Here is a 22,419-nt window from a genome sequence, read left to right as displayed (position 1 = left end):
CGTGCCCCGTCCCAGGGTCGTGCTGCGGCCGACCGACGCCGAGACCCCGCCGGCCCTCGAGCAGGCCCTGCGCGACCGTTTCTCCGCGGTCCGTGCCGAGCTGGGCATCGACGGGCCGTACCCCACCGACGCCCTCGCCGAGGCCGAGCGCGAGGCCGCCCGGCCACCGCGCGACGGCTACCCGGACGAGACCGACGTCCCGTACGTCACCCTCGACCCGCCCGGCTCGATGGACCTCGACCAGGCCCTCCACATCGAACGTGACGGCGACGGGCACCGGGTCCGCTACGCCATCGCCGACGTCCCCGCGTTCGTGCCGGCCGGCGGTGACCTCGACCGCGCGACCCGCGAGCGGGGGCAGACGGTCTACTGCCCCGACCTGCGGGTCCCGCTGCACCCGCCGGTCCTCTCCGAGGACGCCGCGAGCCTCCTCCCGGACGAGGTCCGGCCGGCCTTCGTCTGGGACCTGCGCCTCGACGGCGAGGGCGTCCTCACGCGCGCCGAGGTTCGCCGGGCGCTGGTCCGCAGCCGCCGGCGCCTCGACTACGCCGGCGTGCAGGCCGATGTCGACGCCGGCACCGCCGACGAGCTGCTGCTCCTCCTCCGCGAGGTCGGGCAGCGCCGCATCGCCCGGGAGCGGGCCCGCGGTGGCGCGAGCCTGCCGATGCCCGAGCAGCAGGTCCTCGAGAACGACGACGGCACCTTCACGCTCGAGTTCCGCCCGCCGCTCGCGGCGGAGGAGTGGAACGCCCAGCTCTCGCTCCTCACCGGGATGGCGGCGGCGGCGATGATGCTCGACGGCGGGGTCGGGGTGCTGCGCACGATGCCGGCCCCGACCGCGGACGCCGTCGCGCGCTTCCGGCGCGCCGCCCGCGGGCTCGGCGTCGAGTGGCCGGAGGGGCAGCCCTACGGCGAGCTCGTCCGGGGTCTCGACCGCACCGACCCCCGGCACCTGGCCCTCATCCACGAGGCGACCTCGCTCTTCCGCGGGGCCGGCTACACCGCCTTCGACGGAGCCCCGCCCGACGAGCGCGAGCACGCCGCCGTCGCCGCCCCCTACGCCCACGTCACGGCACCACTGCGCCGTCTCGTCGACCGTTTCGGCCTCGTCGTGTGCGAGGCCCTGTCGCGGGGGGCCGAGGTGCCCCCGGCCGTCCGCGCCTCCCTCCCCGACCTCGCCGCTCTGATGAGCGCCTCGGACCGCACCGCGCGGGCGGCCGAGCGCTCGTGCGCGGACGCCACCGAGGCCGCGGTGCTCCACGGCCGCGAGGGGGAGCGCTTCCCCGCGGTCGTCGTCGACCACCTCGAGAAGGGGATGGAGGTCCAGCTCGTCGACCTGCCCGTCCTCGCCAAGGCGTCGGGGGACCGGGGAGCCCTCGGCTCCACGGTCTCGGTCCGCCTCGAGTCCGCCGACGTCGCGGCCGGGCGGATCGCCTTCGCCCACGACCGCTAGACTCCACCGCGGACGAGTCGGGCGGACGGTCGCGTCGGTGGGCAACCACCGCCGAGGAAGGTCCGGGCTCCGAAGGGCAGGATGGTGGCCAACAGCCACCCGGGGCGACCCGCGGGACAGTGCCACAGAGAACAGACCGCCCGCTGCGCGAGCAGCGGGCACGGGTGAAACGGTGGTGTAAGAGACCACCAGCGGCCGGGGTGACCCGGTCGGCTCGGTAAACCCCATCCGGAGCAAGCCCAGACAGGATGCGTTCGAGGGTTGCCCGCCCGAGCATCCGGGTAGGGCGCTGGAGGTGGTCGGCAACGGCCACCCGAGATGGATGACCGTCACCGCGCGGCCGGAGACGGCGGCGCGGGACAGAACCCGGCCTACAGCTCGACTCGTCCACCACACCGGCACCCTGACCAGCAGGTTCGCCTGCTCCATCGGCCGGTCCCCGCAGGTTCGGCGGTTAGGGTGCACGGGTCCACCGACTCTCGCCGCAGGAGCATGCCCGTGCCAGGAGACCCCGCGATCGACCTCGACCTCGCGCGTGAGCGCGTCATGGCCGCGACCCGCGACCTCGACGGCTCGACCGTCCGCGACGTCCTGCTCGACGCGCTCCTGGTCTCCGGCGTCGACGCGACCGTGACGCGCGTCATCATGCCGGTCCTCAAGGACGTCGGGGACGCCTGGGAGTCCGGACGCCTCGGCGTGGTCCACGAGCACTTCGTCTCCAGCGCGTTCCGCGGCGTGCTCGGCGAGCTGCGCCTGCCCGTCCAGGGTCCGCAGGTGCGCACGGTCGTGCTCGCCTGCCCTCCGCGCGAGCTGCACGACCTGCCCCTCGAGCTCTTCGGCGCGATGCTCCACGCGCGGTGGTGGCGGGTGGTCAGCCTCGGCGCGAACTCGCCGATGACGGCCGTCGCCGAGGCGACCCGCTTCCTGCGCGCCGACGCGGTCGTCCTCGCCGGGGTGCGCCGCACCGCCTTCGAGGCCCGGCTGCCCTCGCTGACCCGGCTCGCCCGCACCCTGCCCCTCTTCGTCGCCGGCGAGGGCGCCAAGGCACTCGCCGAGCCCCCGCCGGAGGTCACGGTGCTGCCCGACGACCTCGTCGCGGCCGCCGAGCTGGTCGACGCCCGGGTCCCGGCCGTCGACGACCTCCCCCCGGTCCTCGAGCGACGGGACGACGACGCGGAGTCCGTGCTCGGCTGAGGACGGCCTAGCGTGGGGGCATGCGCATCACCCACCTCGGACACGCCTGCCTCCTGCTCGAGGTCGCCGACACCCGCCTGCTCCTCGACCCCGGCACCTTCGCCGACGACGCGCTCGCCGACGTCCGCGACCTCGACGCCGTCCTCGTCACCCACCAGCACCCGGACCACCTCGACCCCGAGCGTGTCCCGGCCCTGCTCGCGGCCAACCCCGGGGCCCGGGTCCTCTGCGACCCCGGCAGCCTCGGCGTCCTGCGCGACCTCGGCCTCGACGCGCAGGCGCACGACGGCACCACGACGGTCGGTCCCGTCACGGTGACGCCGGTGGGGGAGGTGCACGCGCTCATCCACGAGGACATCCCCCGGATCCCCAACGTCGGGGTGCGCCTCGACGCCGAGGGCGAGCCGTCGCTCTTCCATCCGGGAGACGCGCTCGACGCCGACCCCGGCCCGGTCGACGTCCTCGCCTTCCCGCTCCAGGCGCCGTGGCAGCGCAGCCGCGAGATGACGGCGTTCCTGCGGCGGCACGCGGCGCCGCACGCCGTGCCCGTCCACGACGGGCTGCTGCAGCCGCGCGGCCGGGCCCTCTACCTCGACCAGGCCGGCCGGCTCGGCAGCCCGGACACCCGCATCCACGACCTCGCGGGCGCCGGCCCCACGACGTTCCGCGCCGGGGAGTAGCCGCTCAGCCGGTGTGCCTGCCGTGCCGCCGCTGCGCCGAGCTGGCCAGCACGGCCGCGCCGATGATGCCCGCCTTGTTGCGCAGCACCGCGGGGACGATCGGGGTGCGCAGGTCGAGCAACGGGAGGAACTCGTCGGAGTCCTTCGAGACGCCACCGCCGACGACGATGAGGTCGGGCCACAGGAGGTCCTCGAGGACCCGGTAGTAACGCTGCAGCCGCTTCGCCCACTCCGGGTAGCTGAGGTCCTCGCGCGTCTTGGCCGAGCTCGCGGCCCGCGTCTCGGCGTCGACGCCGTCGATCTCGAGGTGCCCGAGCTCCGAGTTCGGCACCAGTACGCCCTCGTTGAAGATCGCGGTGCCGATGCCGGTCCCCAGGGTGGTGACGACGACGAGGCCGTCGTGCCCCTTGGCCGCGCCGAAGGTCAGCTCGCCGACCCCGGCGGCGTCCGCGTCGTTGACGACGACGACGTCGTGCTGCAGCCGCTCCTCGAGGAGGTCCTCGATGTGGCAGCCGATCCACGACTTGTCGATGTTCGCGGCCGTCTTGACGACACCGTGCTGGACGACGCCCGGGATCGTCACGCCGATGGGGGAGTCGCTGCGGACCTCGTCGAAGTGGTCGACGACCTCCTTGATCACCTCGCAGACCGCCTCGGGCGTGGACACCGCCGGCGTGTCGATCCGCAGCCGCTTCTGGGCGAACTCCCCGGCCTCGAGGTCGACCGGTGCGCCCTTGATGCCGCTGCCGCCGACGTCGATGCCGAGAGGGTGTGAGGTGCTCATGCTGCGTCTCCCAGGGTGAGGATCTCGGGTCCGTCCTCGGTGACGAGGATCGTGTGCTCGAACTGTGCCGAACGACGGCGGTCCTTGGTGACGACCGTCCACCCGTCGTCCCACATCTCCCACTCCGGGGTGCCGAGGTTGAGCATCGGCTCGACGGTGAAGGTCATCCCCGGCTCGATCACCGTCGCGTACGAGGGCGCGGCGTCGTAGTGCGGGATGATGAGGCCGCTGTGGAACGCCGAGCCGATGCCGTGGCCGGTGAAGTCGCGGACCACGCCGTAACCGAACCGCTTCGCGTACGACTCGATGACCCGCCCGATGACGTTGACCTCGCGACCGGGACGGGCCGCGCGGATGCCCCGCATCATCGCCTCGTGGGTGCGCTCGACGAGCAGCCGCGACTCCTCGTCGACGTCGCCGACGAGGTAGGTGGCGTCGGTGTCGCCGTGGACGCCGCCGACGAACGCGGTGATGTCGATGTTGACGATGTCACCGTCCTCGAGCGGCCGGTCGTCCGGGATGCCGTGGCAGACGACCTCGTTGACGGAGGTGCACAGGGACTTCGGAAAACCCTTGTAGCCCAACGTCGACGGGTAGGCGCCGTGGTCCATGAGGTACTCATGGCCCACGCGGTCGATCTCGTCGGTGGTCACCCCCGGGGCGATGACGGCCGCGGCAGCGGCCATCGCGTTCGCGGCGACCCGGCCGGCCACGCGCATCCGCTCGATGGTCTCGGCGTCCTTGACCTCCGACCCGGTGAACCGTTCGGGCTGGGGACGGTCGACGTACTCGGGGCGGGCGATCTCCGGGGGGACGGGCCGGCGCGGGGAGACCGTGCCGGGGGCCACGCTGGCGTGGGTCAGGGGCATAGGTTGGAGTCTAGGCAGACCACACCGGCGAAGGAGAACCCCGCGATGCCCTACTGGTACAACGTCGACACCGGAGCGGTCGAGACCGACGCCGACCGCAGCCAGGACGCCAACGTCCTCGGTCCCTACGACTCCGCGGAGGCCGCGGCGAACGCGCTCCAGCACGCCCGGGAGAACACCGAGCGGTGGGACGCCGAGGACCGGGAGTGGGACGAGCGCGGCGGCGGCCCGGCGCCCGACGGGGCGTGATCAGCCGCCGGTGAGGCGGTGCACCGTGAGGGCGTAGTCGCTCGTCGGCGTGAACGGCCGGCGGTCCCACGTCGCGTACCGCGCGATGAAGGAGAGCCCCGCCGCGCGCGCCCAGCGGTCGTAGTCGGCGAGCGAGACCTCGGCCGCGCCGGAGGGGAGCGACCCCGGCATCCCGAACCCGGCGACGAGGTGCCCGCCGGGGGCGAGGTGCGCCGCCAGCCGCTGGAGCACGGTGGGCAGCGAGCCGTCGGCGAGGTACGGGACGACGTTGCCGGCCATGAGGACGACGTGGAACTCCTGCTCGGTGCGCAGGTCGAGGGTCGAGAGGTCCGCGACGAGGAAGCGGGTGCGGGCGTCCTCGCGGGCGAGGGCGACGAGGTCGGGGTCGGCGTCCACGCCGACGACGTAGTGGCCGAGCCGGGTCAGCTCGCTCGCGACGCGCCCGTAGCCGCACCCGGCGTCGAGGACCCGGGACGGGGGAGGTGCGAGCTCGGTGACGAAGCGGGCCTCGCCGTGCAGGTCGCGGCCGGTGGCGGCGAGGTCGAGGAAGCGCTGCCGGTAGGCGCGCGCCGCCTCCGGGCCGGACTGGTGGGCCGACCAGCGGGTCGGGGCCCCCGGCCTCGGTGGGGGCGGGCTCGTGCTCCACATGCCGCTCGGACGCTCCTCCTGCTCGCCGGGGTTCCGCGTCACGACTCGAAGGAGTGCTCGGCGGCCGGGAAGGAGCCCTCGGCGACCTCGGCCGCGTACTCGCCCGCTGCCCGGAGGAGGTCGCTGCGCAGGTCGGCGTACTTCTTGACGAAGCGCGGCGCCCGACCACCGCGCAGGCCGGCCATGTCCTGCCAGACGAGCACCTGGGCGTCGCAGTGCGGGCCCGCCCCGATGCCGATCGTCGGGATGCGCAGCGCCGCGGTCACCTCCGCGGCGACCGGGGCCGGCACCATCTCCATGACGACGGCGAAGCAGCCGGCCGCCTCGAGGGCGAGGGCGTCGGCGAGGAGCTTCTCCGCGCCCGCGCCGCGGCCCTGGACCTTGTACCCGCCGAGCACGTGCTCGCTCTGCGGCGTGAAACCGATGTGCCCCATGACGGGGATGCCGGCGCGGACGAGCAGCTCGACCTCGGGCACCATCGGGGCGCCGCCCTCGAGCTTGACGGCGTGCGCCATCCCCTCCTTCATGAAGCGGGTCGCGGTGGCCAGCGCCTGCTGCGGGCTCGCCTGGTAGGACCCGAAGGGGAGGTCGGCGACGACCATCGCGCGGCGGGCGGAGCTCGTCACGGCCCGGACCAGGGGCACGAGGTGGTCGACCGTCACCGGCACCGTGGTCTCGAACCCGTAGACGTTGTTGCCGGCCGAGTCGCCGACGAGGAGGACGGGGATCCCGGCCTCGTCGAAGATCTCCGCGGTGTACATGTCGTAGGCGGTGAGCATGGCCCACCGCTCGCCGCGCTCCTTCATCGCGAGGAGGTGGGGGACCCGCACCCGGCGCTGGGGCGCAGCCTGGGCGCCGGTGCCGTACGGGGCGGTGCCCTCGGGGGCCGGCGTGGACGACGTCTGCTCGCTCATGGCCCGATGGTAGGACCCCGCGCGGAGGGGGTCCTTTGCCGAGATTTTACCTTTCTGGGGAAACTCCTGAAGGTCCCCTCGATCCCGCTGCGGCACAACGTATTTGCACACCATGCAAATACCCCCTCGGGCACGGGTGACGTGCGTCTCCGGGCGCAGCGGCCGAAAATCCGTCGGCCGGACCCTCGATCCTGAGTGGTTTCTGTGGTTTCGTCCACGATGCCCCGCGCTGACAGGACGAGGGGCGGACACCCATGGAGGAGATCTCGTGAAGAGACGACACGTGACCGTTGTGTCGGGGGTGGCAGCGGCGGCCCTCGCCCTGACGCTCGCCCCGAGCACGGCGCAGGCGGTTCCCGCCGGTCCGGACACCCCGGAGAAGAGCACCGCGAAGAAGCACGACAACCTGCCCAACCCGCTCGCCGAGGCCCAGGCCGAGCTGCGCCAGGACGCGATCCAGCAGCTCGTCAACGGCAAGGCCACGACCAAGACGATCAACGGCAACCGCGTGATCGAGGTCAAGAGCAAGAAGGGCGACAAGAACCGCAAGGGCAAGGGCGACGGGAAGACGAAGTACGTCAACTACCCGGTCGACCGCGAGGAGGACATCTTCACGGTCCTCGTCGACTTCGGTGACAAGGTCAACCCGGCGACCGGCGGCACCGCCGGCCCGGTGCACAACCAGATCCCCGAGCCGAACCGCAAGCAGGACAACTCGACGTACTGGCTCAAGGACTTCAACCGCCAGCACTACCTCGACATGATGTTCGGCAGCGGTGAGTCGTTCAAGGACTTCTACCTCAAGCAGTCCAACGGCCGCTTCCTCGCCAAGGGTGACGTCTCCGACTGGGTCAAGGTCCCCTACAACGAGGCCCGCTACGGCTCGAACAAGTACTCGGACGCCAGCACCTACTGGCCCTTCGTCAAGGACACCGCGCAGGCGTGGTACGACGACCAGAAGGCCCAGGGCAAGACCGACAAGCAGATCAAGAAGTACCTCGCGCAGTTCGACAAGGTCGACCGCTACGACTACGACGGCGACGGCAACTTCAACGAGCCCGACGGCTACATCGACCACTTCCAGGCCATCCACGCCGGTGAGGGCGAGGAGGCCGGCGGCGGTGCGCAGGGCGAGGACGCCATCTGGTCGCACCGCTGGTACGCCTACTCGACCGACCAGGGCAAGACCGGCCCCGAGGGCAACAAGCTCGGTGGCGTGCCGCTCGGCAACTCCGGGATGTGGATCGGTGACTACACGACCGAGCCCGAGAACGGCGGCCTCGGTGTCTTCGCCCACGAGTTCGGCCACGACCTCGGTCTGCCGGACCTCTACGACACCGCGGGTGGCGACAACGGCACCGGCTTCTGGACGCTCATGTCCGGTGGCTCGTGGCTCAACCACGGCAAGGACTCGATCGGCACGACGCCCGGCTACATGGGCGCCTGGGAGAAGCTCCAGCTCGGCTGGCTCGACCCGCAGGTCGTCCCCTACGGCCAGGACACGACGGTCAAGCTCGGCTCCGCCGACAAGGTGACCGCGAGCGAGGCGCAGGCGATCATCGTCCCGCTGCCCAAGCGCACCGTGGTGACGAAGAAGAACACGCCGCACTCCGGCCAGGGTGAGTGGTGGACCGGGCTCGGCAACGACCTGTCCTCGACCCTGACCAAGGACGTCGACCTCACCGGCGCCACGTCGGGCAAGGTCAGCGCGTTCGTCTCGGGCAACATCGAGGTCGACTACGACTACCTGTACGGCGAGGTCTCGACCGACGGCGGCTCCACCTGGACCCCGGTCGGCGACGGCATCGACGGCTCGGCCGACGGTGACACCGACAGCGCCCTGGCGTGGAAGTCCTTCGACTGGGACCTCACCCCGTACGCCGGCCAGGCGGTCAAGTTCCGCTTCCGGATGTCGACCGACGGTGGCGTGGCCAGCGAGGCCTTCATCGACGACATCACGACGACCGTGGGCGGCACCTCCACCACGGACGACGTCGAGTCGGGCGCCGGCGCCTGGACGGCCGCCGGTGGCTTCGAGATCATCAACGGCACCACCACCCGTCAGGTCCAGGACATGTACCTGGCCGAGAACCGCACCTACAGCGGGTACGACAAGACCCTCAAGACGGGTCCGTACAACTTCGGCTGGAGCAACACGCGCCCGGACTGGGTGGAGCGCTTCCCCTACCAGAACGGGATGCTCGTCTGGTTCGCCAACGGTGAGTTCGCCGACAACAACACCAGCGCCCACCCGGGCGGCGGCCTGGTCCTCCCGGTCGACGCGCGTCCCGCGCCGGTGATGTTCGCCGACGGCACCCTCCTCGGCAACCGCCGCCAGCCGTTCGACGCCACCTTCGGCCTCGAGCGCACCGACCGGGTCACGTTCCACAAGAACGGCTCGCCGTCGACGGTCCCGTCCAGCAAGGGCATCCCGACCTTCGACGACAGCAACCCGGCGAAGTACTGGTCCTCGCTCAACCCGTGGAACTCGACCAAGGTCGCGGGCTCCGGGACGACGATGACCGTCAAGAAGGCGAAGAACGGTGGCCGCACGCTGATGGTCAAGGTCGCCTTCAAGTGACCTGAGCAGCACCTGCTCCACCACGGAGGGGGCCCGGGCGAGAGCCCGGGCCCCTTCTGCGTCGCGTCACGCGGACGACACACGGATGCGGCAGGATGCTCGGCATGGACCGTCAGCAGGAGTTCGTCCTCCGCACCATCGAAGAGCGCGACATCCGGTTCGTCCGGCTGTGGTTCACCGACGTCCTCGGCACCCTGAAGTCGGTGGCCGTCGCCCCGGCCGAGCTCGAGGGAGCCTTCGCCGAGGGCATCGGGTTCGACGGCTCGGTCATCGAGGGCTTCGCCCGCGTCTACGAGTCCGACATGCTCGCCAAGCCCGACCCGGCCACCTTCCAGGTGCTCCCGTGGCGTGGCGAGAGCAACGGCACGGCCCGGATGTTCTGCGACATCACCCTCCCCGACGGCACCCCGAGCATGGCCGACCCCCGCCACGTCCTCCAGCGCTCGCTGGCCAAGGCCGCCGACATGGGCTTCACCTTCTACACCCACCCCGAGATCGAGTTCTTCCTCCTCAAGCAGGGCTGGGTGCCCGGGCAGAGCCCGACGCCGATCGACACCTCCGGCTACTTCGACCACACGCCCCACGGCTCGAGCGCCGACTTCCGCCGCGCGGCGATCACGATGCTCGAGGAGATGGGCATCTCCGTCGAGTTCAGCCACCACGAGGCGGCGCCGGGGCAGAACGAGATCGACCTGCGCTACGCCGACGCCCTGACCACCGCCGACAACATCATGACCTTCCGCACCGTGGTCAAGGAGGTGGCGCTCGAGCAGGGCATCTACGCCTCGTTCATGCCCAAGCCCTTCGCCGAGCACCCCGGCTCCGGGATGCACACGCACATGTCGCTCTTCGAGGGCGACACGAACGCCTTCCACGAGCCGGGAGCGCCCTACCAGCTCTCGAAGGTCGGGCGGCAGTTCATCGCCGGCCTGCTGCACCACGGCGCCGAGACCGCGGCCGTCACCAACCAGTGGGTCAACAGCTACAAGCGGCTCTGGGGTGGCGGCGAGGCGCCGGCGCACCTCACCTGGGGGCACAACAACCGCTCGGCGCTGGTCCGGGTGCCGATGTACAAGCCGGACAAGGGCCAGAGCACGCGGGTCGAGGTCCGCAGCATCGACACCGCGTGCAACCCCTACCTCACCTTCGCCGTCCTCCTCGCCGCCGGGCTCAAGGGCATCGAGGAGGGGTACGACCTGCCCCCGGAGACCGAGGACGACGTCTGGAGCCTCACCGACGCCGAGCGCCGGGCGATGGGCATCCAGCCGCTCCCGGCCAGCCTGTCCGAGGCCATCGAGGTGATGGAGTCCAGCGAGCTCGTCGCCGAGACCCTCGGCGAGCACACCTTCGACTTCTTCCTGCGCAACAAGCGGTCCGAGTGGGCCGACTACCGCAACCAGGTGACGGCCTTCGAGCTCGAGCGCTACCTGCCGGCGCTCTGACGGGCGGCCCGTGAGCTCGCGCGCCCCGGAGTCGGTCCCGGCCGGCATCGCCCGGCTGGGCTTCGCCGACCCCCGGCGGGCTGCCGGCCTGCTCGACGACCCCGTCCTCGAGGGGTTGGCCGGTGACCCCCACCGGATCGAGGCCGGCGGGCTGAGCGAGGCCCTCTCGCGCACCGCCGACCCCGACGCCGCGCTGCTCGGGCTGGTGCGCGTGCTCGAGGCGGTGGGGGAGGCCGGCCTGCGCGAGGAGGAGGGGTCGGCGCTCACGGACGACCCCCTGGCGCGCGCCCCCCCCCCCCCCCCGCCCCGCGCCCCCCGCGCCCCCGCCGACCACCTCGTGGCCCATCCCGAGCACTGGCGGGCGGTCACCGCGGCGGCGCCGGTCGCCGCCGAGCGGCGGCGCGAGCGCCTCGTCGCGGCGGTCCGGACCCCGGGGGAGCTGACGCCCGCCGACGCGCTGCGCATCGGCTACCGCGAGCAGCTGCTCGGCATCGCCGCCCTCGACCTGACCGCCGAGGACCCGCTCGAGGTGCTGCCGGCCACCGCCGAGGCGCTCGCCGACCTCGCGGCCGCGGCCCTCGAGGCCGCGCTCCGGGTCGCCGGTGAGGAGGTGGGGGAGGAGGCCGACCGCACCCGCCTCGCCGTCGTGGCGATGGGCAAGACCGGTGGGCGCGAGCTGAACTACATCTCGGACGTCGACGTCATCTTCGTCGCGGAGCCGGCCGACGGCGTGCCCGAGGAGGAGGCGATCGCCGTGGCCACCGACCTCGCCACCCGCCTCATGCGGCTCTGCTCGGCCTCGACCGGGGCGGGGTCGCTGTGGCAGGTCGACCCCGCGCTGCGCCCCGAGGGCAAGAACGGCCCGCTCGTGCGGACCGTCGCGAGCCACCGGGCGTACTACGAGCGCTGGGCCAAGACGTGGGAGTTCCAGGCCCTGCTCAAGGCCCGTCCGGTCGCCGGCGACGCCGAGGTCGGGGCGGCCTACTGCGACGCCGTGCAGCCGATGGTCTGGCAGGCCTCCAGCCGCGAGAACTTCGTCGCGGACGTGCAGGCCATGCGCCGACGCGTCGAGGAGCACATCCCCAAGGCCGAGGCGGAGCGGCAGATCAAGCTCGGTGCCGGGGGCCTGCGCGACGTCGAGTTCTCCGTCCAGCTGCTCCAGCTCGTCCACGGCCGCGCCGACGAGTCGCTGCGCACGGCGACGACGCTCGAGGGGCTCGCCGCCCTGTCCGCCGGCGGCTACGTCGGACGCGAGGACGCCGCGACGCTCGAGACCGCCTACCGCTCCCTACGGGCCCTCGAGCACCGCATCCAGCTGCAGCGGCTGCGCCGGACCCACCTCATGCCGACCGCCGAGGCCGACCTGCGCCGGCTCGGCCGGGCGATGGGGCACCGGGCGTCGCCGGCGGAGGCGGTCCAGGAGCAGTGGCGGGCCCGCCGCCGGGAGGTCCGCCGGCTGCACGAGCGCATCTTCTACCGGCCCCTGCTCTCGGCCGTCGCCCGGCTCTCGGACCAGGACGTGCGACTCACCCCCGAGGCCGCTCGGGAACGGTTGTCCGCGTTGGGCTTCCGTGACCCCGCCGGTGCCCTGCGACACCTCGAGGCATTGACCGGTGGAGTGAGCCGGCGCTCGGCCATCCAGCGCCAGCTCCTGCCGGTGATGCTCGGGTGGTTCGCCGACGAGGCCGACCCCGACGCCGGGCTGCTGGCGTTCCGCAAGATCAGTGAGGAGCTCGGCTCGACGCACTGGTACCTGCGGCTGCTGCGCGACGAGGGCTCGGCGGCGGAACGGCTCGCCCACACCCTCGCCCGCAGCCGGTACGCCGCGGCGCTGCTCGAGCAGGCGCCGGAGTGCGTCCAGTTCCTCGGCGACTCCGCCGGCCTCACCCCGCGCTCGCGCGAGGACGTGCTGCGCCGGATGCGCTCCGCGGCCGGACGCAAGGACGACGCCGAGGCGGCGGTGCTCGCCGCGCGCACGATCCGCCGCTCCGAGCTGTTCCGCATCGCCGTCGCCGACCTCGCCGGGCTCCTCGGCCCGAGCGAGCTCGGGGAGGCGATGACCGACCTCACCTCGGCCCTCCTCGAGCTGGCCCTCGAGGTGTGCGTGCGCGAGGTCGCCGGCGGCGCGGAGCCGCTGACCGACGTCGCCGTCATCGGGATGGGCCGGCTCGGGGGCCGCGAGCAGGGCTACGGCTCGGACGCCGACGTGCTCTTCGTCCACGAGCCGGTGCCGGGCGCGGAGGACGGCGCGGCGCAGGCGCAGGCGATGGAGGTCGTCAGGCGGCTCATCGCGCTCCTCGGCCGCACCGGCCCCGACCCGGTCCTCGACGTCGACGCCGCGCTGCGCCCGGAGGGCAAGAACGGCCCGCTCGTGCGCTCGCTCGCCTCCTACCGCGAGTACTACGCCCGCTGGTCCCTCGTGTGGGAGGCGCAGGCGCTGCTGCGCGCCACCCCCGTCGCGGGCGACCCGGGGCTCGGCGAACGGTTCCTCGCGCTGATCGAGCCGATCCGCTGGCCGGAGGGCGGCCTCGACGCCGGCCAGGTCCGCGAGATCCGCACGCTCAAGGCGCGGATGGAGGCCGAGCGGCTGCCGCGGGGCGCGGACCGCAAGACGCACTTCAAGCTCGGCCACGGTGGTCTCTCGGACGTCGAGTGGGTCGTCCAGCTCGTCCAGCTGAGGCATGCGGGGCGGCACCCCGAGCTGCGCACGCCCTCGACCCTCGTGGCCCTCGACGCCGCGGCCGGGCTCGGGCTGGTCGACGCCGAGCACGCGTCGGCCCTCGCCGCGTCGTGGCGGCTGGCGACGGCGATGCGGAACGCCGGCGTGCTCTTCCGGGGCAAGTCGGTCGACTCGGTGCCCACCTACGACCGCGACGCCGACGGCGTGGCCCGCATCATCGGGATGGAGTCGGGGACCGCCCAGGACCTCGCCGAGCGGTACCGACGGGTGGCCCGGCGGGCGCGGGCCGCCTTCGAGGCCGAGTTCTTCGACGACTGACTGCGGGGCCGTGGCCCGACCGTCGGCACCGCGGCACGTGGTCGTGCCGCCCGAACCTAGACTGGCGGCCATGCCCGAGAGCACGACCCGAGTCATCCCGCGGCTCGACCTGCGGGGGCGTCGCCCCGGCCTGCGTGAGCTGCGCGCCGCCCTGCCCCGGGCCGAGTTCGACGTCGAGGCCGCCCTCGCCGCCGTGCGTCCGGTCGTCGAGGACGTCCGCGACCGCGGCGCCGCCGCGCTCCACGACGCGGCCGAGCGGTTCGACGGCATCCGTCCGCCCGCGCTGCGGGTGCCGGCCGAGGTGCTCGCGTCCGCGCTCGACCACCTCGACCCCGCGGTCCGTGCCGGGCTCGAGGAGTCCATCCGCCGGGCCCGGCTCGTCCACGAGGACCAGCGGCGCACCGACGGCCGCACGGAGGTGGTCGACGGCGGCGTCGTCACCGAGCGGTGGGTCCCCGTCGACCGGGTGGGTCTCTACGTCCCCGGCGGCCGGGCCGTCTACCCGAGCAGCGTGGTGATGAACGTCGTCCCGGCGCAGGCGGCCGGCGTCGCGAGCCTGGCCGTCGCCAGCCCGCCGCAGCGCGACCACGGCGGGTGGCCGCACCCGACCGTCCTCGCCGCGTGCGCGCTGCTCGGCGTCGAGGAGGTCCACGCCGTCGGCGGGGCCCAGGCCGTCGCCGCCTTCGCCTACGGGTACGAGGAGGACGGCACGGTCTGCGAGCCGGTCTCGCTCGTCACCGGTCCCGGCAACATCTACGTCACGGCGGCCAAGCGGCTGCTCAAGGGCGTCGTCGGCATCGACGCCGAGGCGGGCCCGACCGAGATCGCGGTGCTCGCCGACGCCACCGCCGACCCCGAGCACGTCGCCGCCGACCTCGTCTCGCAGGCCGAGCACGACCCCCTCGCGGCGGCGGTGCTCGTCACCGACAGCCCCGAGCTCGCCGCCGCGGTCGAGGACGCCCTGGTCCGTCGGGTGGCGGCGACGAAGCACACCGAGCGCGTCGCCGAGGCGCTGGCCGGCCGCCAGTCGGCCGTCGTCCTCGTCGACGACGTCGAGGTCGGCCTCGACGTGGTCAACGCCTACGGGGCCGAGCACCTCGAGATCCACACGGCCGACGCGTCGACGGTCGCGGCGGGGGTGCGCAACGCCGGTGCCGTGTTCGTCGGCACGTGGGCCCCGGTGAGCCTCGGCGACTACTGCGCCGGGTCCAACCACGTGCTTCCCACCGGGGGCTGCGCGGCGCACAGCAGCGGCCTTTCGGTGCAGTCGTTCCTGCGCGGCATCCACGTCGTCGAGTACTCGCAGGACGCGCTGCGCGACGTCGGCGGCCACGTGGTCACGCTCGCGCGCGCCGAGGACCTGCCGGCGCACGGCGAGGCCGTCCTCGCCCGGGTCCCGGAGGTCGAACCCGGCGCCTGACGCGGAGGATCGGCTCCTAGACTCGCCGCATGGACCCGCGCGCGACGATCGAGGCGATGCTGCGTCCCGACCTTCGGGGTCGGACCGCCTACGGCGCGCCACAGCTGGCGGTGCCGGTCGCGCTCAACACGAACGAGAACTCCTACCCGGTGCCCGCCGTCGTCGTCGAGGCGATGACGCGCGCGGTCGCCGAGGCCGCGGCCGGCCTCAACCGGTACCCGGACCGCGAGTTCACCGCGCTGCGCACCGACCTGGCGGCCTACCTCTCGCGCGGCGGCACGCCGGTGGACGCGGCGCAGGTGTGGGCGGGCAACGGGTCGAACGAGGTGCTCCTCCACCTGCTCCAGGCGTTCGGGGGCCCCGGCCGGGTGGCGGTCGGCTTCACGCCCGCCTACTCGATGCACCCGATCATCGCGACGACGACCGGCACGACGTGGGTCGACGGGATGCGTGGCGTCGCCGGCGACGGGGCCTTCGACCTCGACGCGACCTCCGCCGTCGCCCAGGTCCGCGAGCACCGCCCCGACGTCGTCCTCCTCTGCTCGCCGAACAACCCGACCGGCACCGCCCTCGGGCTCGACGTCGTCGAGGCCGTCCACGACGCGACCACGGGGCTCGTCGTCGTCGACGAGGCCTACGCCGAGTTCGCGCGGCCCGGCACGCCCTCGGCCCTCACCCTGCTCGCCGGCCGGCCGCGGCTCGTCGTCACGCGCACGATGAGCAAGGCCTTCGCGCTCGCCGGCGGCCGCCTCGGCTACCTCGCCGCCGCCCCGGCGCTCGTCGACGCGCTGCGCCTCGTCCGGATGCCCTACCACCTCTCGACGCCGACGCAGGCGGTGGCCCGGGCCGCCCTCGCCCACGCCGACCTCATGCTCGAGACCGTCGGCGTCGTCAAGGAGCAGCGCGACCGCATCGTCGACGCGCTCACCCGGATGGGCCTGGAGCCGGTCCCGAGCGACGCCAACTTCGTCCTCTTCGGGGGCCTGGCCGACAGCCACGCGACGTGGCAGGCGCTGCTCGAGCGGGGCGTCCTCGTCCGTGACGTCGGCATTCCGCACTATCTTCGTGTCACGGCGGGGACACCCGAGGAGACCACGGCCTTCCTCGACGCCCTCGCCGCCCTCGTCCCCACCCACGCTGGAGCAGCCTCGTGAGCACCGCGCCGACCCACCGCACCGCCACGGTGCGCCGGGCCACGTCCGAGAGCACCGTCGAGGTGAGCGTCGACCTCGACGGCACCGGCCGCGGCGAGGTGAGCACCGGGGTGCCGTTCTACGACCACATGCTCCTCTCGCTCGCGAAGCACTCGCTCGTCGACCTCACGGTCTCCGCCGACGGCGACACCGACGTCGACGCCCACCACACGGTCGAGGACGTCGCGATCGTCCTCGGCCAGGCGGTCCGCGAGGCGCTCGGCGACAAGCGCGGCATCGCCCGTTTCGGCGACGCCACCGTCCCGCTCGACGAGGCCCTGGTCCAGGCCGTCGTCGACGTCGCGGGCCGTCCGTACGTCGTCCACGAGGGCGAGCCGGAGGGCCAGCAGTACGTCGTCATCGGCGGGCACTACGTCGGGTCCCTGACGCGGCACGTCCTCGAGTCCTTCGCCTTCCACGCGCAGGTCGCCCTCCACGTCCGCGTCCTCTCCGGCCGCGACCCGCACCACGTCGTCGAGGCCCAGTTCAAGGCGCTGGCCCGCGCGCTGCGCGCCGCCGTCGCCCGCGACCCGCGCGTCGAGGGCGTCCCGAGCGCGAAGGGCGCGCTCTAACCCCGTGGCCGGCGACGCGCGCTCGGGCACGGGGCACGGCCTGCTCCTCGTGCGCCGGTCACCCACGGCGGTCGGCCGGTGGCTGCGCCGCGGGCTCGTCGCGGCGACGATGGCGCCCCTCGGCCGCTGGACGGGTGTCACGGTGGCCGAGGACCTCGCCCGCAGCGCGGCGCCCTACGACGTCGGTCTCGAGGTCCTCGCCGCCCGGCCGGTGCCGCGAGGCGGCCGCCCGGCCATCGGGTTCTTCGACGTCGGCGGCCGCGCGGTCATCACCCTCCAGCCGTCCGGGGTCCGGCACGCCCAGCACTGGCTCGTCTGGCAGCCGCGGGCCGGCGTCGTCGAGACGCCGTCGCTGCCGCGGCTCGGGCTCCCGCGCCTCGCGGCGGCCGCCGGGGGAGCCGGCCGCGTCGACGACGTCGCGGGTGTCCTGCGCTCCGGCGACGGCGAGCCCCTCGACGTGCTCGTCACCGTCCTCGGGATGCTCGGCCTGCCCGGCGAGGACCTCCTCGTCCGGGGCGACTGCCCCGGCGCCAGCGACGTCGAGCCGTCCGCCCGCGGCGTCATCGCCTTCGACCGCCTCGTCGCCGACGAGGCCCAGCACCGCGCCGAGTGGGAGGCCGCGTGGGGCGGTCCGCCGCCCGACGACGCCCGGGGGGTGCGGTGAGCCCCGACGTCGTCGTCCTCGACTACGGCAGCGGGAACGTCCGCTCCGCCGTGCGCGCGCTCGAGCACGTCGGCGCGACCGTCACCCTGACCGCCGACCGCGCCGTCGCGCTCGCCGCCGACGGCCTCTTCGTGCCCGGGGTCGGCAACTTCCACGCGTGCATGGCCGGGCTCGCCGCCGCCGACGGGCCGTTCGTCATCGACCGCCGCCTCGCCGGCGGACGGCCGGTCCTCGGGGTCTGCGTCGGCATGCAGGTGATGTTCGAGGGCTCGACCGAGCCGAGCGCCGCCCCGGTCGCCGGCGTGGGGGAGTGGCCCGGCACCGTGTCGCGGCTGCGGGCGCCGGTGGTCCCCCACATGGGCTGGTCGCCGGTGGAGGTGCCGTCCGGCAGCACGCTGTTCGCGGGCATCGAGCACGAGCGGTTCTACTTCGTGCACTCGTACGCGGTGCACTCCTGGGAGCTGGCGCCCCCCGACGCCACCTTCGCCGCGGTCGCGCCGCGGGTGGTCTGGGCCGAGCACGGCGAGCGGTTCGTCGCCGCGGTCGAGAACGGCCCGCTGGCGGCGACCCAGTTCCACCCCGAGAAGTCCGGCGACGCCGGCCTGGCGCTCCTCGAGAACTGGGTCCGCTCCCTCTGACCCCACGCGTATCGGGTGACCCGATACGACCGCGCTCCACCCGGGAACCGTTCCGGGGTGAGGCGCAGCGTTATCGGGTCACCCGATACCTGCGTGACGTGAGGCGGGTGGACCGGGTGAGCGGGCTCACCGGCGTGCCCGGCAGACTGGGCTCCATTAGCGACCGGCCCCCCCTCGAGCTGCTGCCCGCCGTCGACGTCGTCGAGGGGCGCGCCGTCCAGCTCGTCCAGGGCGTCGCCGGCAGCGGCGGCGAGTTCGGCGACCCCGTCGAGGCGGCCCTGCGCTGGCAGGAGCAGGGCGCCGAGTGGCTCCACCTCGTCGACCTCGACGCCGCGTTCGGGCGTGGGACGAACGCCACGCTGCTCGCCGAGATCGTCGGGCGGCTCGACATCGACGTCGAGATGAGCGGTGGCATCCGTGACGAGGAGTCGTTGGCCCGCGCGCTCGCGACCGGCTGCCGCCGCGTCAACATCGGCACCGCCGCCCTCGAGGACCCGGCCTGGACCGCCCGCGCGATCGCCGAGCACGGCGACCGGGTAGCCATCGGCCTCGACGTCCGCGGCACGACGCTCGCCGCGCGCGGGTGGACGAGCGAGGGGGGCGACCTCTGGGAGACCCTCGAGCGGCTCGACCGCGAGGGATGCGCCCGCTACGTCGTCACCGACGTCGCCAAGGACGGGATGATGAAGGGCCCCAACGTCGGGCTGCTGCGCGAGGTCTGCGCCCGCACCGACCGCCCGGTCGTCGCGTCCGGCGGCATCTCGACCCTCGAGGACGTCGCCGCCGTGCGCGCGCTCGTCGGCGAGGGCGTCGAGGGCGCGATCGTCGGCTCCGCGCTCTACCGCGGCGCGTTCACCCTGCCGGAGGCGCTCGACGTGGCCGGTCGCCCGTGACCGCGTCGTCGGACCCGGAGCCGACCGACTCCGCCGGCACCCCGTGGCGGCGCCGCGAGCTGAGCCCCTCCGGCTTCGAGACCGACACCGGCCGGGCCGACCCCGCGCTGCGCGCCCTCCTCGCCGACCCCTGCGACGACGCCGGACTCGTGGCGGCCGTCGCCGCCGCGCGGCTCCTCGTCCCCGTCGTCGCCGAGCCCGGCGAGCTCGACGACAGCGGCGAGCACACCGTCGAGAAGAGCGTCGACATGGCCGCGGTCACGCTCGTCGCCCCCGACGGCCGACGCGCCCTGCCCGTCTTCACCGGCGCGGACAGCCTCGCCGCGTGGGACCCCGCCGCCCGGCCGGTGCCGGTCACGGCGGCGCGCGCGGCGCAGGCGGCCGTCTCCGAGGGGTGCGACGTCCTCGTCCTCGACGTCGCCGGCCCGGCGACCCGGGTCCTGCGGCCGTCGATGCTCTGGGCCCTCGCCCAGGAGCGGGCCTGGGTCGCGGCGCCCACCGACCCCTTCGTCGCCCGGTCGGTCGCGGCGGCCGTCGCCGAGGAGCCCGACGTCGTGGACCACGAGCTCGAGGAGGGGCGGCCGGCCGGCGAGGGCGTCCTCGGGGTCGTCCTCACCCTGCGCCCCGGGCTAGACCCGGATGCGGTCCGGGAGGTCGCCACCCGGGTGGGGGAGCGGCTCGCCACCGACGGCGAGCTGCGGGCCCGGGTCGACGGCCTCGCCTTCCGCATCGTCTGACCGGACGGGGCCCCTACCCGTCGACGATTTCGGGTCGGTGGGGGCTGCTGGTAGCCTTGTGCGCTGACCGACCGCCCCGCTCCGGGGTGGTGTGCAAGAGAAGCCCCGCTTCCACCCGCGTCGACCCCAGGGTCGCCGGGTTCCCGGTCCGCGACGAGATGTCGTGCGCGCCCCCGGCGTGCCGCGGCCTCCCGTGGTGGGCCGGTCGGAATCGACGGCTCCTCGGCACCCGGTGCGAGGAGCCTTCCTCGTCCCCGGCGGCCACCGATGGCAGGACGTGACGAAGGAGAAGCACATCAGCGAGCCACGCATCAACGACCGCATCCGGGTCCCCGAGGTGCGGTTGGTCGGCCCCAACGGCGAGCAGGTCGGCATCGTCCGCGTCGAGGACGCCCTCCGTCTCGCGGCGGAGGCGGACCTCGACCTCGTCGAGGTCGCGCCGATGGCCAAGCCCCCGGTCGCCAAGCTCATGGACTACGGCAAGTACAAGTACGAAGCCGCCATGAAGGCCCGTGAGGCACGCAAGAACCAGGTCAACACGGTCATCAAGGAGATCAAGCTCCGCCCGAAGATCGACCCGCACGACTACGGCACCAAGAAGGGCCACGTCGTCCGGTTCCTCAACGGCGGGGACAAGGTCAAGGTCACGATCATGTTCCGCGGTCGCGAGCAGAGCCGCCCCGAGCTCGGGTTCCGGCTCCTGCAGCGCCTCGCGGAGGACGTCCAGGAGCTGGGCACCGTCGAGTCCCAGCCGAAGCAGGACGGCCGCAACATGGTCATGGTCCTCGCGCCGACCAAGAAGAAGGCGCAGGCGATGGCCGAGCAGCGCAAGAAGCGGGACGAGGCCAAGGCCGGCCAGCCGGCCGCCGAGGCGGGCGACGAGGTCCCCACGCAGACCGCAGCCCCGGCCGAGACCGCCGCCCCGGCGGAGACCGCCGACGCGGGCTGAGGCCCGCCGCGGGCCCGGCTCCGGCCGAGCCCGCCCCCGACATCCACCACCCGACGCACCACCGACGCAAGGAGAATCGGCACCATGCCGAAGAACAAGACGCACAGCGGCACCAAGAAGCGCTTCCGGGTCACCGGCTCGGGCAAGGTCATGCGCGAGCAGGCCGGCCACGTGCACAAGTTCCACGAGAAGACCCCGCAGAAGGCCCGTCGCCTCTCCAAGGACGTCCTCGTCTCCCCGGCGGACGCCCCGAAGATCAAGAAGCTCCTCGGCAAGTGAGCCGAACCACCCCCACGAACTGACGAAGCAGAGCAAGGAGAACTCACGTGGCACGCGTGAAGCGGGCGGTCAACGCCCAGAAGAAGCGCCGGGTCGTCCTCGAGCGGGCCAGCGGCTACCGCGGTCAGCGCTCGCGGCTCTACCGCAAGGCCAAGGAGCAGGTCACCCACAGCCTCGGGTACGCCTACCGCGACCGCCGGGCGCGCAAGGGCGACTTCCGTCGCCTGTGGATCCAGCGGATCAACGCCGCGGCCCGGGCGAACGGCATGACCTACAACCGCTTCATCCAGGGCCTCAAGGCCGCCGAGGTCGAGGTCGACCGCCGCATGCTCGCCGAGCTCGCGGTCAACGACGAGGCCGCGTTCGCCGCGCTCGTCGAGCTCTCGAGGGCCAACCAGCCGGCCCGCGAGCCCGCCAAGGCCTCCGCCTGAGCGACCCCCGCGTGCTGACCAACCCCCGGTCCGACCGGGTCAAGGCGGTCCGCTCGCTCCAGAAGCGGTCGGTGCGACAGCGCACCGGCCGCTTCTGCGTCGAGGGACCGCAGGGCGTGCGCGAGGCGGTGCGGCACGCGCCCGCTCGCGTGCGCGACGTCTACCTCACCCCCGAGGCCGCGGCGCGCTACGCCGACGACATCGTCGCCCCCGCCCGCGCGGAACGGCTGTGGGTGCACGAGGTGAGCCCCGAGGTGCTCGCCGCGATGGCGGAGTCCGAGGCGCCGCAGGGGGTCCTCGCGGTCGTCGACGACGTGCCCGCGACCCTGGCGCAGGTCCTCGCCGGCCGACCGCGCCTCCTCGTCCTGCTCACGCACGTCCGCGACCCGGGCAACGCCGGCACCGTCATCCGGGGGGCCGACGCGGCCGGCGCCGACGCGGTGCTCGTCAGCGACGCCTCGGTCGACGTCCTCTCCCCGAAGGTCGTCCGGTCGACCGCGGGCTCGCTCTTCCACCTCCCCGTCGTCACCGACCTCGACGTGGCGACCACCCTCGCGAGCCTGCGCGAGCACGGGGTCCGCACGCTCGCGGCGGACGGCGCCGGCCCGAGCGACCTCACCGAGGTCGACCTCACCGCACCGCACTGCTGGGTCATGGGCAACGAGGCGTGGGGGCTGCCGGAGGAGACCACGGCGCTGTGCGACGACGTCGTCCGGGTCCCCATCCACGGCCACGCCGAGTCCCTCAACCTCGCGATGGCCGCGACGATCTGCCTCTACGCGTCGGCGGGGGTGCTTCGGCCCGGGCCCACCGCGCGGTAGCGTGCGCCCC

Annotated in this window: 22 protein-coding genes and 1 other RNA gene; 19 read left to right on the top strand and 4 right to left on the bottom strand. The window is 73.8% G+C overall.

Translation table 11 applies throughout. The annotated features are described in order from the left end of the window. Position 1: 1 nt before the first annotated feature. From PKA89_RS12940 to PKA89_RS12925, 4 genes are all read left to right on the top strand, one after another. The gene (locus PKA89_RS12940; RefSeq protein WP_324420070.1) at positions 2-1,453 is read left to right on the top strand and encodes an RNB domain-containing ribonuclease; all 1,452 of its coding nucleotides are present in this window, start codon (positions 2-4) and stop codon (positions 1,451-1,453) included. 13 nt (positions 1,454-1,466) lie between these two features. Continuing rightward, positions 1,467-1,843, top strand: an RNA gene (gene rnpB / locus PKA89_RS12935) — RNase P RNA component class A. Between the two features lie 108 nt (positions 1,844-1,951). Next, on the top strand, positions 1,952-2,647 hold the full coding sequence (locus PKA89_RS12930; RefSeq protein WP_324420068.1) for a B12-binding domain-containing protein: 696 nt from the start codon (positions 1,952-1,954) through the stop codon (positions 2,645-2,647). 20 nt (positions 2,648-2,667) lie between these two features. Next, positions 2,668-3,327, top strand: coding sequence for an MBL fold metallo-hydrolase (locus tag PKA89_RS12925; RefSeq protein ID WP_324420066.1), 660 nt, complete (start codon positions 2,668-2,670; stop codon positions 3,325-3,327). A 4-nt stretch (positions 3,328-3,331) separates the two neighbouring features. On the opposite strand, the gene ppgK is transcribed toward PKA89_RS12925, so the two are convergent. Beyond that, positions 3,332-4,111 (bottom strand): polyphosphate--glucose phosphotransferase, encoded by a 780-nt coding sequence (gene ppgK, locus PKA89_RS12920; protein WP_324420065.1) that lies wholly within the window; start codon positions 4,109-4,111, stop codon positions 3,332-3,334. Next, complete coding sequence (gene map / locus PKA89_RS12915) at positions 4,108-4,980, bottom strand: type I methionyl aminopeptidase (RefSeq protein WP_324420063.1); 873 nt, start codon at positions 4,978-4,980, stop codon at positions 4,108-4,110. Before map ends, ppgK begins: the two co-directional genes overlap by 4 nt. Positions 4,981-5,025: 45 nt before the next feature. Between map and PKA89_RS12910 the strand changes: the two genes are divergently transcribed. Further along, entirely contained in the window at positions 5,026-5,229 is a 204-nt protein-coding gene (locus PKA89_RS12910) for a methionine aminopeptidase (RefSeq protein ID WP_324420061.1), read from the top strand. On the opposite strand, the gene PKA89_RS12905 is transcribed toward PKA89_RS12910, so the two are convergent. Further along, positions 5,230-5,919 (bottom strand): class I SAM-dependent methyltransferase, encoded by a 690-nt coding sequence (locus PKA89_RS12905; RefSeq protein WP_324420059.1) that lies wholly within the window; start codon positions 5,917-5,919, stop codon positions 5,230-5,232. Then, a complete protein-coding gene (panB, locus tag PKA89_RS12900; protein WP_324420057.1) occupies positions 5,916-6,791 on the bottom strand; it encodes a 3-methyl-2-oxobutanoate hydroxymethyltransferase in 876 nt (291 codons plus the stop codon). Before panB ends, PKA89_RS12905 begins: the two co-directional genes overlap by 4 nt. Positions 6,792-7,074: 283 nt before the next feature. Between panB and PKA89_RS12895 the strand changes: the two genes are divergently transcribed. The 14 genes from PKA89_RS12895 (at position 7,075) to PKA89_RS12830 (ending at position 22,409) form a co-directional block, all read left to right on the top strand. Then, complete coding sequence (locus PKA89_RS12895; RefSeq protein ID WP_324420055.1) at positions 7,075-9,372, top strand: immune inhibitor A domain-containing protein; 2,298 nt, start codon at positions 7,075-7,077, stop codon at positions 9,370-9,372. Between the two features lie 104 nt (positions 9,373-9,476). Next, positions 9,477-10,814 carry a glutamine synthetase family protein gene (locus PKA89_RS12890; RefSeq protein ID WP_324420053.1) on the top strand — a complete coding sequence of 446 codons (1,338 nt, stop codon included), beginning with the start codon at positions 9,477-9,479 and terminating at the stop codon, positions 10,812-10,814. 10 nt (positions 10,815-10,824) lie between these two features. Continuing rightward, positions 10,825-13,812 (top strand): bifunctional [glutamine synthetase] adenylyltransferase/[glutamine synthetase]-adenylyl-L-tyrosine phosphorylase, encoded by a 2,988-nt coding sequence (locus PKA89_RS12885; protein ID WP_324420051.1) that lies wholly within the window; start codon positions 10,825-10,827, stop codon positions 13,810-13,812. 70 nt (positions 13,813-13,882) lie between these two features. After that, on the top strand, positions 13,883-15,232 hold the full coding sequence (gene hisD / locus PKA89_RS12880; protein ID WP_324420050.1) for a histidinol dehydrogenase: 1,350 nt from the start codon (positions 13,883-13,885) through the stop codon (positions 15,230-15,232). A 29-nt stretch (positions 15,233-15,261) separates the two neighbouring features. Beyond that, positions 15,262-16,386 carry a histidinol-phosphate transaminase gene (locus tag PKA89_RS12875; protein ID WP_324420048.1) on the top strand — a complete coding sequence of 375 codons (1,125 nt, stop codon included), beginning with the start codon at positions 15,262-15,264 and terminating at the stop codon, positions 16,384-16,386. Then, positions 16,383-16,997: an imidazoleglycerol-phosphate dehydratase HisB gene (hisB, locus tag PKA89_RS12870; protein WP_324420046.1), complete on the top strand. Its 615-nt coding sequence runs from the start codon at positions 16,383-16,385 to the stop codon at positions 16,995-16,997. Before PKA89_RS12875 ends, hisB begins: the two co-directional genes overlap by 4 nt. 4 nt (positions 16,998-17,001) lie before the next feature. Then, positions 17,002-17,661, top strand: a complete 660-nt coding sequence (locus PKA89_RS12865) for a hypothetical protein (protein ID WP_324420044.1) — start codon at positions 17,002-17,004, stop codon at positions 17,659-17,661. Then, a complete protein-coding gene (hisH, locus tag PKA89_RS12860; RefSeq protein WP_324420042.1) occupies positions 17,658-18,299 on the top strand; it encodes an imidazole glycerol phosphate synthase subunit HisH in 642 nt (213 codons plus the stop codon). The genes PKA89_RS12865 and hisH overlap by 4 nt, the downstream gene beginning before the upstream one ends. A gap of 155 nt (positions 18,300-18,454) precedes the next feature. After that, positions 18,455-19,192, top strand: a complete 738-nt coding sequence (gene priA, locus PKA89_RS12855; protein ID WP_324420115.1) for a bifunctional 1-(5-phosphoribosyl)-5-((5-phosphoribosylamino)methylideneamino)imidazole-4-carboxamide isomerase/phosphoribosylanthranilate isomerase PriA — start codon at positions 18,455-18,457, stop codon at positions 19,190-19,192. Further along, positions 19,189-19,929, top strand: a complete 741-nt coding sequence (locus PKA89_RS12850) for an SseB family protein (protein ID WP_324420040.1) — start codon at positions 19,189-19,191, stop codon at positions 19,927-19,929. The genes priA and PKA89_RS12850 overlap by 4 nt, the downstream gene beginning before the upstream one ends. 277 nt (positions 19,930-20,206) lie before the next feature. Then, a complete protein-coding gene (gene infC, locus PKA89_RS12845) occupies positions 20,207-20,878 on the top strand; it encodes a translation initiation factor IF-3 (protein WP_324420038.1) in 672 nt (223 codons plus the stop codon). A gap of 84 nt (positions 20,879-20,962) precedes the next feature. Then, positions 20,963-21,157, top strand: a complete 195-nt coding sequence (gene rpmI / locus PKA89_RS12840) for a 50S ribosomal protein L35 (protein ID WP_324420035.1) — start codon at positions 20,963-20,965, stop codon at positions 21,155-21,157. A gap of 47 nt (positions 21,158-21,204) precedes the next feature. Then, positions 21,205-21,588 (top strand): 50S ribosomal protein L20, encoded by a 384-nt coding sequence (gene rplT / locus PKA89_RS12835; RefSeq protein ID WP_324420033.1) that lies wholly within the window; start codon positions 21,205-21,207, stop codon positions 21,586-21,588. An 11-nt stretch (positions 21,589-21,599) separates the two neighbouring features. Further along, the gene (locus tag PKA89_RS12830; protein ID WP_324420031.1) at positions 21,600-22,409 is read left to right on the top strand and encodes an RNA methyltransferase; all 810 of its coding nucleotides are present in this window, start codon (positions 21,600-21,602) and stop codon (positions 22,407-22,409) included. Positions 22,410-22,419 lie beyond the last annotated feature (10 nt).

This window comes from Phycicoccus sp. (assembly GCF_035325325.1).
Lineage (GTDB): Bacteria > Actinomycetota > Actinomycetes > Actinomycetales > Dermatophilaceae > Phycicoccus.
The sequence above is the reverse complement of the archived record's forward strand: the minus strand, read 5'-3'. Positions and strand labels throughout refer to the sequence as shown.

Excerpts from the sequence above, each read along its gene's own strand:
- map (WP_324420063.1), bottom strand. The coding sequence starts at position 4,980 with ATGCCCCTGACCCACGCCAGCGTGGCCCCCGGCACGGTCTCCCCGCGC.
- PKA89_RS12910 (WP_324420061.1), top strand. The coding sequence starts at position 5,026 with ATGCCCTACTGGTACAACGTCGACACCGGAGCGGTCGAGACCGACGCC.
- hisD (WP_324420050.1), top strand. The coding sequence starts at position 13,883 with ATGCCCGAGAGCACGACCCGAGTCATCCCGCGGCTCGACCTGCGGGGG.
- PKA89_RS12875 (WP_324420048.1), top strand. The coding sequence starts at position 15,262 with ATGGACCCGCGCGCGACGATCGAGGCGATGCTGCGTCCCGACCTTCGG.
- rpmI (WP_324420035.1), top strand. The coding sequence starts at position 20,963 with ATGCCGAAGAACAAGACGCACAGCGGCACCAAGAAGCGCTTCCGGGTC.
- panB (WP_324420057.1), bottom strand. The coding sequence starts at position 6,791 with ATGAGCGAGCAGACGTCGTCCACGCCGGCCCCCGAGGGCACCGCCCCG.
- ppgK (WP_324420065.1), bottom strand. The coding sequence starts at position 4,111 with ATGAGCACCTCACACCCTCTCGGCATCGACGTCGGCGGCAGCGGCATC.
- PKA89_RS12925 (WP_324420066.1), top strand. The coding sequence starts at position 2,668 with ATGCGCATCACCCACCTCGGACACGCCTGCCTCCTGCTCGAGGTCGCC.
- PKA89_RS12890 (WP_324420053.1), top strand. The coding sequence starts at position 9,477 with ATGGACCGTCAGCAGGAGTTCGTCCTCCGCACCATCGAAGAGCGCGAC.